General features: G+C 60.8%; 12 protein-coding genes. 5 read left to right on the forward strand and 7 right to left on the reverse strand.

Features of this window, described 5'->3' with window-relative positions:
- The first annotated feature begins 13 nt into the window (after window positions 1–13).
- Together KOL99_RS02570 and KOL99_RS02575 are read left to right on the forward strand one after the other, a co-directional pair.
- A complete protein-coding gene (locus KOL99_RS02570) occupies window positions 14–436 on the forward strand; it encodes a hypothetical protein (RefSeq protein ID WP_216508928.1) in 423 nt (140 codons plus the stop codon).
- Window positions 437–461: 25 nt separating this feature from the next.
- Window positions 462–1,859, forward strand: a complete 1,398-nt coding sequence (locus tag KOL99_RS02575; protein ID WP_216508929.1) for a radical SAM/SPASM domain-containing protein — start codon at window positions 462–464, stop codon at window positions 1,857–1,859.
- A gap of 10 nt (window positions 1,860–1,869) precedes the next feature.
- Here the strand turns inward: KOL99_RS02575 and trhA are convergent, their stop codons facing one another.
- The gene (gene trhA / locus KOL99_RS02580) at window positions 1,870–2,538 is read right to left on the reverse strand and encodes a PAQR family membrane homeostasis protein TrhA (RefSeq protein ID WP_216508930.1); all 669 of its coding nucleotides are present in this window, start codon (window positions 2,536–2,538) and stop codon (window positions 1,870–1,872) included.
- A gap of 152 nt (window positions 2,539–2,690) precedes the next feature.
- On the opposite strand from trhA, the gene KOL99_RS02585 reads away from it, so the two are divergent.
- Window positions 2,691–3,788, forward strand: coding sequence for a phosphotransacetylase family protein (locus tag KOL99_RS02585; RefSeq protein WP_216508931.1), 1,098 nt, complete (start codon window positions 2,691–2,693; stop codon window positions 3,786–3,788).
- A gap of 119 nt (window positions 3,789–3,907) precedes the next feature.
- Here KOL99_RS02585 and KOL99_RS02590 read toward each other — a convergent pair whose 3' ends face one another.
- Window positions 3,908–4,180 carry a cytochrome c7 gene (locus KOL99_RS02590; RefSeq protein ID WP_216508932.1) on the reverse strand — a complete coding sequence of 91 codons (273 nt, stop codon included), beginning with the start codon at window positions 4,178–4,180 and terminating at the stop codon, window positions 3,908–3,910.
- 177 nt (window positions 4,181–4,357) lie between these two features.
- Between KOL99_RS02590 and KOL99_RS02595 the strand changes: the two genes are divergently transcribed.
- On the forward strand, window positions 4,358–5,272 hold the full coding sequence (locus KOL99_RS02595) for a helix-turn-helix transcriptional regulator (protein WP_216508933.1): 915 nt from the start codon (window positions 4,358–4,360) through the stop codon (window positions 5,270–5,272).
- A gap of 209 nt (window positions 5,273–5,481) precedes the next feature.
- Entirely contained in the window at window positions 5,482–5,991 is a 510-nt protein-coding gene (locus tag KOL99_RS02600) for a type 1 glutamine amidotransferase domain-containing protein (protein WP_216508934.1), read from the forward strand.
- 119 nt (window positions 5,992–6,110) lie between these two features.
- Here the strand turns inward: KOL99_RS02600 and KOL99_RS02605 are convergent, their stop codons facing one another.
- The 5 genes from KOL99_RS02605 to mnmG form a co-directional block, all read right to left on the reverse strand.
- Window positions 6,111–7,343: an LL-diaminopimelate aminotransferase gene (locus KOL99_RS02605; RefSeq protein ID WP_216508935.1), complete on the reverse strand. Its 1,233-nt coding sequence runs from the start codon at window positions 7,341–7,343 to the stop codon at window positions 6,111–6,113.
- A gap of 53 nt (window positions 7,344–7,396) precedes the next feature.
- Window positions 7,397–8,200, reverse strand: coding sequence for a 4-hydroxy-tetrahydrodipicolinate reductase (dapB, locus tag KOL99_RS02610; protein ID WP_216508936.1), 804 nt, complete (start codon window positions 8,198–8,200; stop codon window positions 7,397–7,399).
- 103 nt (window positions 8,201–8,303) lie between these two features.
- On the reverse strand, window positions 8,304–9,176 hold the full coding sequence (gene dapA / locus KOL99_RS02615) for a 4-hydroxy-tetrahydrodipicolinate synthase (RefSeq protein WP_216508937.1): 873 nt from the start codon (window positions 9,174–9,176) through the stop codon (window positions 8,304–8,306).
- A 669-nt stretch (window positions 9,177–9,845) separates the two neighbouring features.
- The gene (rsmG, locus tag KOL99_RS02620; RefSeq protein WP_216508938.1) at window positions 9,846–10,499 is read right to left on the reverse strand and encodes a 16S rRNA (guanine(527)-N(7))-methyltransferase RsmG; all 654 of its coding nucleotides are present in this window, start codon (window positions 10,497–10,499) and stop codon (window positions 9,846–9,848) included.
- Window positions 10,496–12,370, reverse strand: a complete 1,875-nt coding sequence (gene mnmG / locus KOL99_RS02625; protein WP_216508939.1) for a tRNA uridine-5-carboxymethylaminomethyl(34) synthesis enzyme MnmG — start codon at window positions 12,368–12,370, stop codon at window positions 10,496–10,498. The genes rsmG and mnmG overlap by 4 nt, the downstream gene beginning before the upstream one ends.
- Between the last annotated feature and the right edge of the window lie 895 nt (window positions 12,371–13,265).

Raw genomic sequence — 13,265 nt, forward strand, 5'->3', positions numbered from 1 at the left:
CAAGGAGAGAGCGATGACCGAGGAGAAAGCAGGAGGGGAAATCGGCGACAGCAGGCACCTCAAACTCGTCTCGGAGGGGGGCGGGGAGCCGGAAACGCGGCGGGCGCAAAGCTGGTCGCCTGACCAGATCGTCGCCAGCTGCATCACACCGCAGCAGATGGAGAACTTCAGGGCCTACAACAACGTCTGCATGACCCTGCCGACCAACGACATGTATGTCTTCTCCCTCCCGCTGGAGCACGCGCTGGGGCTGGACCAGGGGGAGATTTCGCGGGAAGTGCGGCAGGAGTTCGATGCCAACGGCTCTCCGCTCTCCCCGGCGGCGAAACTGAACGTACAGCAGTCCGGAAGAGTCTGGTTCATCGTCGATCTCGACCGCAAGTACTCGGTGCGGATGGTGCCGACTGGCTTGCTGGTTTACAGCGAAAGGTTATGAAGCTCGCCACGGCCGGAGAACCGTCATGAGCGACTACCACTGCTTCGAGCAGGGAGGCGGCACCTACCTGTTCTTCAGCCGCTCGGCCAAGCTCTACCAGGTCAGCCCGCTCGCGGCAAGGCTCATCCGGGAATTCCTCCCCGAGGAGCCTGCCGCCGCCCTGCCGGCGCCCGGCACCCCCCCGCCCCCGTGGCTTTGCTCGGAGGAGGCCGCCCTCTACAGGGAGCTGGTCGAGCTTTTCGGCCGGGAGCTGGCCGTTCCGCTCCCCGCCCCGCACCAGCAGGACGCTGCCCCCGGCGAAAACAACTTCCAGACCTTTTCCATCTATCTCGCCCAGACCTGCAACATGGCCTGCTGCTACTGCTGGAACCGCGGCGGCACCTTCGGCAAACCCGGGCACCTGATGGGGCGGCCGACCGCCCGCCGGGCGACGCAGCTGATCGTGTCCCTGGTGGAGCGCTCGAGCGCGGAAAGGATCTTCATCAACTTCTACGGCGGCGAGCCGCTGCTCGATTTTCCCGTCCTGCAGCAGATCGCCCGCGAGCTCCTGAAGCACGAGCCCCGCCTGGGCAAGAACTTCCACCTGACCCTGGACACCAACGGCACCCTCCTGGAAGGGCACGCGGCGCAGTACCTGGCGCGCTACTTCACGCAGGTGGGGGTGAGCCTCGACGGCAGTCAACGCATCCACGACCTGCAGCGCCCGGGAAAATACGGAGAGGAAACCTGGCAGCGCATCGTCAACAACATCAGGAGCTTCCCCAACCCGAAGCTGCTGGGGATCAGGGCCACCCTGACCACCTTTTCCGACAGCTACCTGGAGACCTTCCTCCACCTCACCACCCTGGGCGTCGGTCGCATCCAGCTCGAGTACTGCCACGAGCCGGGGTACCGCCAAAACCCCATCTACGAGAAGCTCATCGTCCCTCCGCAACGGCAGCTCGCCGAGCTGCGCGAGTTCGTCGATTACTACGTCGACTATATCGCCAGCTACAAGAGCACCCGCGATATCCCCTTCGTTTCCAACCTCCTGGACAGCATCAACCGCATCAGGCGCGCCAACCGCTTCACCCGCCCCTGCGGCGCTGGAACCAACACGCTGGCAATCAACAGTCACGGCGAGGTATTCCCCTGCATCGCCTTCGTGGAACGCGACGACTTCGCCATGGGCCAGACCGGCCACGACTCCCTCTCGCTGCACCGCACGCTGCAAGGGTTCGAGGTGGACAGTCAACTCCCCTGCCAGACCTGCTGGCTGCGCTACGATTGCGCCGGAGGCTGCTACGCCACCCACTACGACATGACCGGCCACCCACGCCAGCCACACCCGGAATACTGCCAGAACATGCGGGGACGCGCCGAGGTCTACTTCTACGCCCTGACCCGGATCCTCACCAGATGCCCCTGGCACCTGGATGGATGAGGATGGTCCCTCACCGCCCGACGGGTGTCACGTACCAGAAGATGGCCAGGAAGTGAAAGGCGCTTCCCACCAGCACGAAAACGTGCCAGATGGCATGGTTGAAGGGGAGTTGGTCCCAGAGGTAAAAAAGGACTCCGAGGGTGTAGGCGGCCCCGCCCGCGAAGAGCAGCAGCAGCCCGTTGAGGGCGAGTGAGGCGGCCAGCGGCTTGATGACGACGAGAACGAGCCAGCCAAGCCCCAGGTAGAGCGCCGGCCCCAGGTAGGGAAGCCGGTGCGTGGTGTACAGCTTCATGAGCGCGCCCACCGTCCCGAGCCCCCACACCGTGACCAACAGCCAATCCCCCCAGGCCCCCCGTAGCGTGACCATGGCGAATGGGGTGTAGGTTCCGGCGATCATGAAGTAGACGCAGGCATGGTCCAGTATGCGGAACGTGTAGCGCAGGCGAGGCCTTCTCACGCTGTGGTAGGTGGTCGAGACGCTGTAAAAGAGGAGCATGGTGGCGGCGTAAACCGAAGCGGAGACGATGCGCGCCTGGTCGCCGATGCGAACCGCCAGGCTGATCAGGGCGGCCGCCCCCGCCGCGCTCAGCAGGATACCCAGGGCATGGGTCCAACGGTTGGCGAATTCCTCTTCCTCGGTGTAATGAAACAGCCGTTGTTTCAGGTCATCGTCGTCCATGGCTCCCCCTGAGATTAACACCAGCCAAAGATACAACGATTTTCCCCTTCCCGCAAACGCCCCACCCGCGTTTGAGCTTGACAAGCAGCCCCTTCAATACCATCATGAGCATCGCGTTTACACTATGCTAATGAGGTTTAGCGGAGGCAGCCTTGGCCAGGAAGATTTTCGTCGCGGCTTCGGGTCAGAACATCGGTAAGACGACCATCAGCGTTTCGCTGCTGCACCTTGCCCAGAAGAAATACGGACGCGTCGGCTTCATGAAGCCACTGGGGCCCAAACCCACCGTGCTGCGCGGTATTCCCGTCGACAAGGACGCCGCCCTCATGGCCCAGGTATACGACCTGACCAAGGACCTGAGCTACATGTCACCGGTCGTGGTGTACCCGGAAACCTCGCGGCAGGCCATCGACGGCAAGCTGAACCTTCCCGAACTGGCCGACCGCATCATGACCAGCTTTGCGGAGCTGGAGAAGAACTACGACTTCATCATCATCGAGGGATCCGGGCATCCCGGCGTCGGGTCGGTCCTCAATCTGTCCAACGCACGCATCGCCAAGATGCTGGACGCGCCGGTCCTGATGCTGAGCGGTGGAGGCGTGGGAAACGTCATCGACACCCTGGCCATGAACACGGCACTGTTCAAGATTGAGGGGGCCGATGTACGCGGGGTCCTGGTGAACAAGCTGTTTGCCGAGAAGCGCGACACCATGCTGGACTACCTGACCCGCGCCTTCGCGGGACAGACTTTTTCCGTTCTCGGCGGCTTCGACTACAAACCGGTACTGGCCAATCCATCGTTAGGCAGGGTGGCACGCCTGCTCGACCTCCCCTTGCACGGCAACTGCCGCGAGGTGAAGCGCATCATCCATAACGTGCAGATCGGAGCGGCGTCGACCCAGCGGGTTACGGAAATGCTGCGCGATTCCACGCTTTTGCTGGTGACCAGCAGCCGTGACGAATTGCTGGTCACCCTGGCCAACCTGTACCAGATGCCCGAGTTCCATCCGCAGATCGCCGGATTGATCATTTCGGGCCAGGCGCCGGTCAGCGGCATCACCCAGCGCATCATCGACCGCAGCAACATTCCCTATATCCGCACCAACCAGACCACTACCGATCTCTACAAGCTCATCACTGAGGATGTCTCCAAGTTGACCGCCAAGGACACCGAGAAACTTGCGCTAATCCGATCCCTGGCCGATGAGCGCCTGGACTTCGACGCGATCGACGAGCTGTTCGCGCAGTAGATCGGGTAACAAGGGGGCGGGGGCACCAAGGGGGCGGCAGAACCTAAAAAAGGCGGCCTCCGTAGGAGAGCCGCCTTGTGCCGTCCCTGGTGGGGATCGGCCTGCTCTGGGCTTGCCGACTACTTCTTGTGGCAGTCAGAGCACTTGGTCGGGCCGGCGCCCTTGTCGCTGTGGCACCCTTTGCAGGTCTTGTGCGCCCAGTCCTTGCCGAAGCCTTCGATCTTGCCCGGTCCCTTCTCGTGGCACGCCTTACAGTCCTTCAGCGCTTCCTGGTGTTTCTTGTGGTCGAAGGTGATGTTGCCGTTTTTGGCCGGCAGGGTGATGACGTCGGCGGCGAAGGCCGCTCCCGCACCGAACACGACGAGGGCTGCTGCTACGATTACCTTTTTCATGGTCCACTCCTTTTCTTTTGGGTCTTTTGCTACCGAACTGTGGTAAACATAGCATCTGGTCAGCCGCCCCGGTATCGACATCTATAGCAATCCGACCCGATGTCGGGTCCCCGGCGGGCCATGTCGGGCCTCATCCGCCCCCCGAACCACCCGTTTCAGCTTGCGGAGAGCGTTGTGATGGTTGACACCAACGACAAAAACGACAAGAGTGCCCAGCCCAGCGTCGCCATCGACGGCGCCCGGATCCGGAGCATAAGGGAGACCAAGCGGCTCACCCAGCTCTACGTCGCCAGCGTGGTCGGTGTGACCACCGACACCATTTCGCGCTGGGAAAACAACCGCTACCCCTCTATCAAAAGGGACAACGCCCAGAAACTGGCCGATGCCCTCGAGGTTCCACTGGAGGAGGTCCTAAGGCCGGACTCTCCAGAACCGGAGCAGGCCCCGCCGCAGTTGGAGCCGCCCCCAGCCAAAGCCACCACCGTCACGATATCCGTTCTCCTCGCCGCCCTGTTGCTGGGCCTGCTCCTGTTCTTCGTGCTGCGCCAGCCTGCCCTGCCCCTCAGCGCCACCCGCTGGACGCCGCGCTTCGCCGCCCCCGGTGAGGTTTTCCCGGTGCAGATCAAGGTGGCGCGCCAATCCGGATCCCCCTTCGGTTTCATCCTCAGGGAAAAGCTCCCCGCGGGTGCCCGCCTGGTCAGCTCGCTCCCCCCCGCGTCCTCGTCCGATTCCGACGTCAAATGGCTGGTTCCCGACGGCGGCACGCCAGTAACCCTCTCCTTCACCCTCCAAGTCCCGGCCAGCTTCAATTCCGGCAGGGATGCCGCGTTCAAAGGGGAGATCGTCATCCACAGTGCCGGTTCCACCAACCGGACCGAAGCGGTCGGCGGCAGCGGTGCCATCCACATTGGGTCCTACCACTGGGCCGACAGCAACGGTGACGGCCGCATCGACGACGACGAGATCATGCCCGCCTACTACATCTGCGAAGAGATGAAGGGACTGGGGCTCGATTGGAAGACCATCGAGGCGATCTGGAGCGGCAAGGGGTACCGCTGGGACGCCAAGCATGGCTACACCGTCTTGAAGTAGCCGCCCTCCCCTTCCCCGCCCCCTCACTCCTCCTCCCTGGTACACCGCGAGGTCGTTAGCACCCCCCCCCTCCGAGGATCATTAGTTTTCATTATTCTTTCTGATGCCAATCGCGGGGCGCATGGTAAACTGTGTCCGTCCTACTTGGTCCATTTCGGCAGCCTGGCGTCAGGGCCGCTGCCTAATAAACTTTCGAGAGCGGAGGAATCATGAAAGCATTGATCTTGAGCGCGGACAATTTCGAGGATTCGGAGCTGCTGGTACCCCTTTACCGACTGCGTGAAGTCGGCTACTCCGTGGTCGTGGCGTCGGAAAACGCCGGCACCATTCACGGTAAGCACGGGTACGAAGTACCGGTAGACAAGGTGTTTTCGGACATCCACCCCGCCGATTACGCCGTACTGGTGCTGCCGGGAGGGAAGGCCCCGGCGGCCATCCGGAACCTCCCGGGGGTCCAGGAAATCGCCCGGGCGTTCATGTCCTCGGGAAAACCGGTGGCTGCCATCTGTCACGGCCCGCAGATCCTGATCTCGGCCGGGCTGCTCAAGGGACGCAAGGCCACCTGTTACGAGTCGGTGGCTCCTGAACTGCGCGACGCCGGGGCGCAGTACCAGGACATCGAGGTGCTGGTCGACGGCAACCTGATCACCTCCCGGAAACCCGACGACCTCCCCGCCTTTTGCCGCGAGTTGACCAGGCTGCTCAAGGCGCAGGGGTAATAGAGATTCCAGCGGCCCCTCTCCCAAGTGGAGAGGGAGATGGATGACAAATGGGCGACTAGACGAAAAAAGGCGGTTCCCGATCGGGAACCGCCTTTTTTTACCTGCATGTGCCGCTACTACTTGAGGTTCTTCTTGATCCTCTCGACCGCCTCGATGACGTTGTCGCGGTTACCGAAGGCGGAGAGGCGGAAGTACCCCTCGCCGGCCGGGCCGAAGCCGCTGCCCGGGGTGCCGACCACGTTGCACTCGTTGAGGAGCTTGTCGAAGAAGTCCCAGGAGGAGAGCCCTTCCGGGGTCTTGAGCCAGATGTAGGGGGCGTTGACGCCACCGTACACGGTCAGGCCGGCAGCCGCTAGCCCTTCGCGGATGATGCGGGCGTTCTCCATGTAGTAGTCGATGATTTCCTTGTTCTGCTTCCACCCTTCCTCGGAGTAGACCGCGGCAGCGGCCTTCTGCACCGGATAGGAGGCGCCGTTGAACTTGGTGGTGGTGCGGCGCAGCCAGAGCTTGTTGAAGGAGTACCTCTCGCCGCTCTCGGTGGTGCCCATTACCTCTTCCGGCACGACTACCAGGCCGCAGCGCACGCCGGTGAAGCCGGCGGTTTTGGAGAAGGAGCGGAACTCGATGGCGCACTTCTTCGCGCCCTCCACCTCGTAGATGGAATGCGGGATGCTCGGATCGGTGATGAACGCCTCGTAGGCAGCGTCGTAGAAGATCACGGCGTCGTTGGCGAGGGCGTAGTCCACCCACTTCTTCAGCTCCGCCTTGCTGGCCACGGTGCCGGTCGGGTTGTTGGGGAAGCAGAGGTAGATGATGTCCACTTTGCCGGTGGGGAGCGCCGGGATGAAACCGTTCTCCTCGGTGCAGGGAAGGTAGACGATCCCTTTGTAGTAACCCTTCTCGTCCGCCTCACCGGTGCGGCCGATCATGACGTTGGTGTCGTTGTAGACCGGGTAGACCGGGTCGCCGATCGCCACCACGTTGTCCAGCGCGAAGATGTCCAGGATGTTGGCGCAGTCGCACTTGGAGCCGTCGGAGATGAACATCTCCTCGGTCTTCAGGTCGACGCCGAGCGGCTTGTAGGACTTCTCGATGATGGCGTTGATGAGCCAGTCGTAGCCCTGCTCCGGGCCGTAACCGGCGAAGTTGTCGACGGTGGCCAGGTCGTCAACCGCGTCGTGGAACGCCTTGATGACGGCCGGGGCCAGGGGGCGTGTCACGTCGCCGATCCCGAGGCGGATCACTTTCGCCTCCGGGTTGGCGGCGGCGAAAGCGCGCACGCGGCGCCCGATCTCCGGGAAGAGGTAACCAGCTTTCAGTTTCAGGTAGTTATCGTTTATCTTTGCCACGTATTTCCTCCAGAATTAAACTCTACGGCAGCCCAAAGGGCCGCCTGAATCTCTTATCTCAGCCCGAGCACGTCCTGCATGTCCCACACGCCCGGCTTGGCGGTGACCACCCACTTGGCGGCGCGCACGGAACCGCGGGAGAACATGTCGCGGGTGTGGGCGCGGTGGGTGAGCTCGATGCGCTCCCCCATGCCGATGAAGTAGACGGTGTGCTCGCCGACGATGTCGCCGCCGCGCACGGTCTGCATGCCGATCTCGTCGTGGGTGCGCTCGCCGCAGATCCCCTCGCGATGGTAGTTGGCGACCTGGTTGTAGTCGCGTCCCAACGCGTTGGCCACCACTTCGCCCATCCTGACCGCGGTCCCGGAGGGGGAGTCCTTCTTCAGGCGGTGGTGCGCCTCGACGATCTCGACGTCGAAGTCCTCGCCCAGGATCTTGGCCACGTCGGCCAGCACCTTGAAGCAGACGTTGACGCCCACGGACATGTTGGGAGCGATGATGACCGGGATCTCGCGCGCCAGTTCCGCCGCCAGCGCGCGCTCTTCCGGGGTAAAACCGGTGGAGCCGATGACGATGGACTTCTTGTAAAGGGCGCAGACTTCCAGGTTTTTAAGGGACACCTTGGGAGCGGTGAAGTCGATAAGGACGTCGCACCCCTGCACCACGGCGTTGAGATCGTCACTGATGGCGACGCCGATGGCGCCCAGCCCGGCGTTGTAACCGGCGTCCTGTCCCACCATCGGGTGGCCCGGCCGCTCCAGGGCGCCGGAGAGTTCGACCCCTTCGGATTCCTTGATGGCGGCGATGATACGGCCGCCCATCCGTCCGGCAGCCCCGCAAACAGCTATTTTAACCATTGGTTTCTCCAATTCTAATTAATAATGGGACTCCCCGCGAGGCGCCAGGGTTGGGGCGAATGATTATTCGCCCCTACAGTCCCCCATCTTTTTTCCGCTTTCGTTAGATCAGCTTGTATTCCTTCATGATGGCCACGAGCTTCGCCTTGTTGGCCTCCATGAGCGGGGCCAGCGGCAGACGCACCTCGTCGCTGCACTTGCCCATCAGGGAAACGGCGGTCTTGACCGGAACCGGGTTGCTCTCGATGAACATCGCGTTGGAGATCTTCAGGAGGTACAGATGCAGCCTCCTCGCCTCCTCCAGGTTGCCGGCGTTGAAGGCGTCGACCAGCGACGCGATCTCTTTCGGCATGATGTTGGCGGTCACCGAGATGACACCCTTGCCACCGGCTGCCATGATCGGCAGGGTGATGAAGTCATCGCCGGAGAGGACGTCGAGTTTGTCGCCGCAAAGGGCCAGCACCTCGGAAGCCTGCTGCAGCGAGCCGGTTGCCTCCTTGATGGCGACGATGTTCTGGTGCTCGGCGAGGCGCGCCACGGTTTCCGGGAGCAGGTTGACGCCGGTGCGGCCCGGTACGTTGTACAGGATCTGGGGGAGCGCCACCGCGTCGGCAACGGCCTTGTAGTGTCGGTAGAGCCCTTCCTGGGACGGCTTGTTGTAGTACGGAGTCACCAGCAGGGCACCGTCGGCGCCCAGTTCCTTGGCGTGCTTGGTGATCTCGATCGCCTCGTGGGTGGAGTTGGAGCCGGTGCCGGCGATGACCGGAACCCTCTTGTTGACCTGCTCTACCACGATCTGGATGACCCGGTCGTGCTCCTCGTAGCTGAGAGTGGAGGACTCACCGGTGGTGCCGCAGGGCACGATGGCGTCGGTGCCGTTCTCGATCTGGAACTCGACGAGTTCCCTCAGCTTTTCTTCGTCCACCGCATGGTTGTTGAACGGGGTCACGATGGCAACGATACTTCCGTGAAACATGGTCTACCTCCTCGTTAGAGCTATGTGAATGTCTGGGGTGTTTTGTTTGTAGAGCGTTCTACGGCGACCGGTGCAATTTCACCTGGTTCTGCTGTCGCTGTAAACAAAAAAAGTTTTTATTTCTAACATATAAAGAGACAAAAAGTCAAAGTAATGCTGACCGCTTTCCCCGCGCCAGGACCGGAGAATGGTGCCGGGTTGGCGAAGTTTAACACGGTTTGTGCAGGGAACTGAAACGGCCCTCACCGATAGCAAGCTGCCCTCACCCCCGCCCCTCTCCCGGAGGGCGAGGGGATGAACCTCCCACCCTCACTCTCCCGAAGAGATATGGGGAGGACTTTCAATCCTCTCTTTCTCGAAGGTGGATGAGCTCGATCTCGAATGGCGATTGGCGTGTCCAGCGTCCTCTCCCTTTAGGAGAGGGTCGGGGTGAGGGCGTCGCGAAACGCGAGACCTCTCTGACCTCGACCTGCCGTCGGTGCCTCTCCCCCCTACCGCCGCCGGAAGGCGCCAGGAACGTTTCTGGCCAAAATTGCACAAATTTTAGGCTGCCATTTTACACCCTAAAACAGCCGTTCTCGCCTCGACGCAACCACAGACCTTCATTGGCAGCTAAAGCCGCTTCTAGAGCCATTTTTGCTCATTCTGAAAAACATTAACAAAAACTAATCATATTTTGGCGATAACAACCAACGATCTGGCGTCGCCGGAGCAGGGAAGAGTGAAATCTTGTACCGACTCCACCCGCGCACCAAGTTTTTCCAGTTCGCCTTCGGCAGCGACGACTTCCTCCGCGGCGTTCTTCCCTTTCATTGCGACGACACGTCCCCCCTCCTTCAAAACCGGGAGGGCCATGGCAACGAAGGAAGGAATATCCGAAAAGGCGCGGGATACGACATAATCAAAATAACCTGCGTACTGCGCGGCCAACGTCTCGGCGCGCACATGCAGAGCAGCGAAGCCCACCAGGTTCAGCAGGCGCACCGCCTGTTTCTGAAAGCTGATCTTTTTCACCACCGCATCGACCGACACGATCTCCAGATCAGGTTGCACCAGCTTCACCGGAATGCCGGGGAAGCCGCCACCGGAACCGATATCGAGCATGGTTGCCGGCCCACGCACCACTTTCAGCAGGCTCAACGAGTCCACCAGGTGCTTCACCGCGATACCTTCGTCATCGGTTATGGCGGTGAGGTTGATCTTCCGGTTCCATTTCTTCAACTCTTCCGCGAAGAGGTCGAGGGCATGCAACTGGGCCGGAGTCAGGTCCAGCCCCAGTTCGAGGGCACCTTTCTTCAAGAGATCCTTGGCGCGCTGGTTCATCGACCATACCTCGCCTTCAGTGCGATGGACAGGATCGTGATACCGGCAGGTGTGACGCCAGGGATGCGGGACGCCTGGCCCAGGGTGTCGGGACGGAAGCGGGCGAGCTTTTCCCGCACCTCGGCGGAAAGCCCGGAGATGGTTCCGTAGTCCATGTCATCGGGGATTTTCGTACTCTCAAGCCTCGCGGAACGGTCCACCTGCTCCAGCTGGCGCTGGATATAGCCTTGGTACTTGATCTGGATTTCGAGCTGTTCACGCACCTGCTCAGGCAGATCCATGATGGCCGGATAAATCCTGGAGAGGTCCTGGCAGGTGAATTCCGGGCGACGCAGCAGCTGCTCGTAGCTGATAGCGTTCTGCATCCCCGCCAATCCCCATTCCTCGAGCAGATCCTCACCGGCAGCAGAAGGAGCCAGTCTTTCCTTGGAGAGCCGCGCCAGTTCGCTTTCGATCAGTTCTTTTTTGGCCAGGAAGGAGCTATAGACCTCTTCCTTCACCAGCCCGATTTCGTGCCCCTTCTCCCTCAGGCGAAGGTCAGCGTTGTCTTCGCGCAGCAACAGGCGGTACTCCGCCCGCGAGGTGAACATGCGGTACGGTTCCTTGGTGCCCAGGGTCACCAGGTCGTCGATCATCACGCCGATGTAGGCTTCGCTCCGTCCAAGCACCAGCGGCTCTTTGTCCTGTACCCTGAGGGCGGCATTGATCCCGGCCATGAGCCCTTGTGCCGCGGCCTCCTCGTAACCCGAAGTGCCGTTGATCTGGCCGGCATGGTAGAGGTTGCGCACCAGCTTGGTCTCCAGCGAGGCGTGCAGCTGGATCGGGTTGACGTAGTCATACTCGATGGCGTAGGCCGGGCGCATGATCTCGACCCGCTCCAGCCCCTCGATGCTCCGGTAGAAGGCCCACTGGATGTCGATGGGAAGCGAGGTGGACATGCCGCTCGGGTAGACTTCCACCGTTTCGCGCCCTTCTGGTTCGATGAAGGTCTGATGGCGATCCTTCTCGGGGAAGCGCACCACCTTGTCCTCGATGGACGGGCAGTAACGCGGGCCGATTCCCTCGATGATCCCGGCGTAGAGCGGCGAGCGATCCAGGCCGCTGCGGATGATATCGTGGGACCTGGGATTGGTATAGGCGATGTGACAGGGAACCTGCGGCTGCTCGATGCGCTCGGTTGAGAAAGAGAACGGGATCGGGTTCTCGTCACCGTACTGCTTCTCGAGCCTGTCGAAGTCGATGGTCCGGCCATCCAGGCGCGCCGGGGTGCCGGTCTTGAGACGGCCGACATCGAAGCCGTAATCCTTGAGGCCGTCGGAGAGCCCGATGGAAGGCAGATCCCCTGCCCTGCCTCCGGGGTAATTGACGAGGCCGATGTGGATGAGACCGCGCATGAAGGTGCCGGTAGTGAGGACAACCGTTTTGCCCAGGAAGCGGACACCGCCACGGGTATCGACGCCGACAACCTCGCCTGCCTCGATCACCACTCCCGTTACTTCCACCTGCTTCAGGTCCAGGTCGTCCTGCTGCTCCATGACGTGCTTCATGCGCAGGCGGTACAACTGCTTGTCCGCCTGGGCGCGGGAAGCGCGGACAGCCGGGCCCTTCTTGGTGTTCAGCACGCGGAACTGGATCCCGGTTGCATCTATGTTGCGTCCCATCTCGCCGCCAAGGGCATCGATTTCTTTGACGAGATGCCCCTTGGCCAATCCGCCGATGGCGGGGTTGCATGACATCAGAGCGATGGCGTCCAGGTTGATGGTGAGCATAAGGGTCGAGCGTCCCATGCGCGCGGCGGCGAGTGCGGCCTCGCACCCGGCATGCCCTGCGCCGACGACGATTACATCATATTTCTTGTCGTAAACTATCAAACCTTACTCCGTGTACTGCGAATGCATGTAAGTGTGGCAACAGAAGCAGCCCTGAACTCCTCTGCAGCCATGAATCTGCTAAGCCGACAGATGTTCCACGTGAAACAAAAGTAAAAAATCCTGCAAAATCATATCCTTAAAACACATCTTAACCTAAAACGGCCCAACACCCTCGACCTACGGGAAACAGAACATCCATGAACCGCAATAGAGAACTCGCAGCCCATGGTAAACAAGTTATCCACGGACCTCTAAGAGTCATCTAGCGGTGTAAGGCATATCTGTCACGGTTGAAGACTTATCAATCGGGGTCCACAAGTTCTGAACCGCAGTCCACATCATCTCACTCGCTACCCGCAACTTCTCCCTCGCGGTCTACATCTTCTCCCTCGCGATGCATATCTTCTCACTAGCGATGTATATCTTCTCACTAGCGATGTATATCTTCTCACTAGCGGTCCATAACTTCTCAGTAGCGGTCCATAACTTCTAAACAGCGGTCCGCAACTTCTCACTAGCGGTCCACAACTTCTCACTAGCGGTCCACAACTTCTCACTAGCGGTCCACAACTTCTCACTAGCGGTCCACAACTTCTCACTAGCGGTCCACAACTTCTCACTAGCGGTCCACAACTTCTCAACAGCGGTCCACAACTTCTCAACAGCGGTCCATAACTTCTAAACAGCGGTCCGCAACTTGTCATTCGCGTCCCACAACTTCTCAACAGCGTTGCAAGACTTCACAAGGGTCTGTAAAGAGTTTTATGTAAATGACCTTGGTTAAGGTGGTGGTTGAACTACAAAGGTATTGCACCACGCTGCGTGACCAGGACAAAAAAACATGCGGATTAACAGGAGAAAAAGGAATTGTTTCACGTGAAACATCACCCCTGCA

Source organism: Geomonas azotofigens (genome assembly GCF_018919395.1).
In the GTDB taxonomy this organism is placed as follows: Bacteria; Desulfobacterota; Desulfuromonadia; order Geobacterales; family Geobacteraceae; genus Geomonas; species Geomonas azotofigens.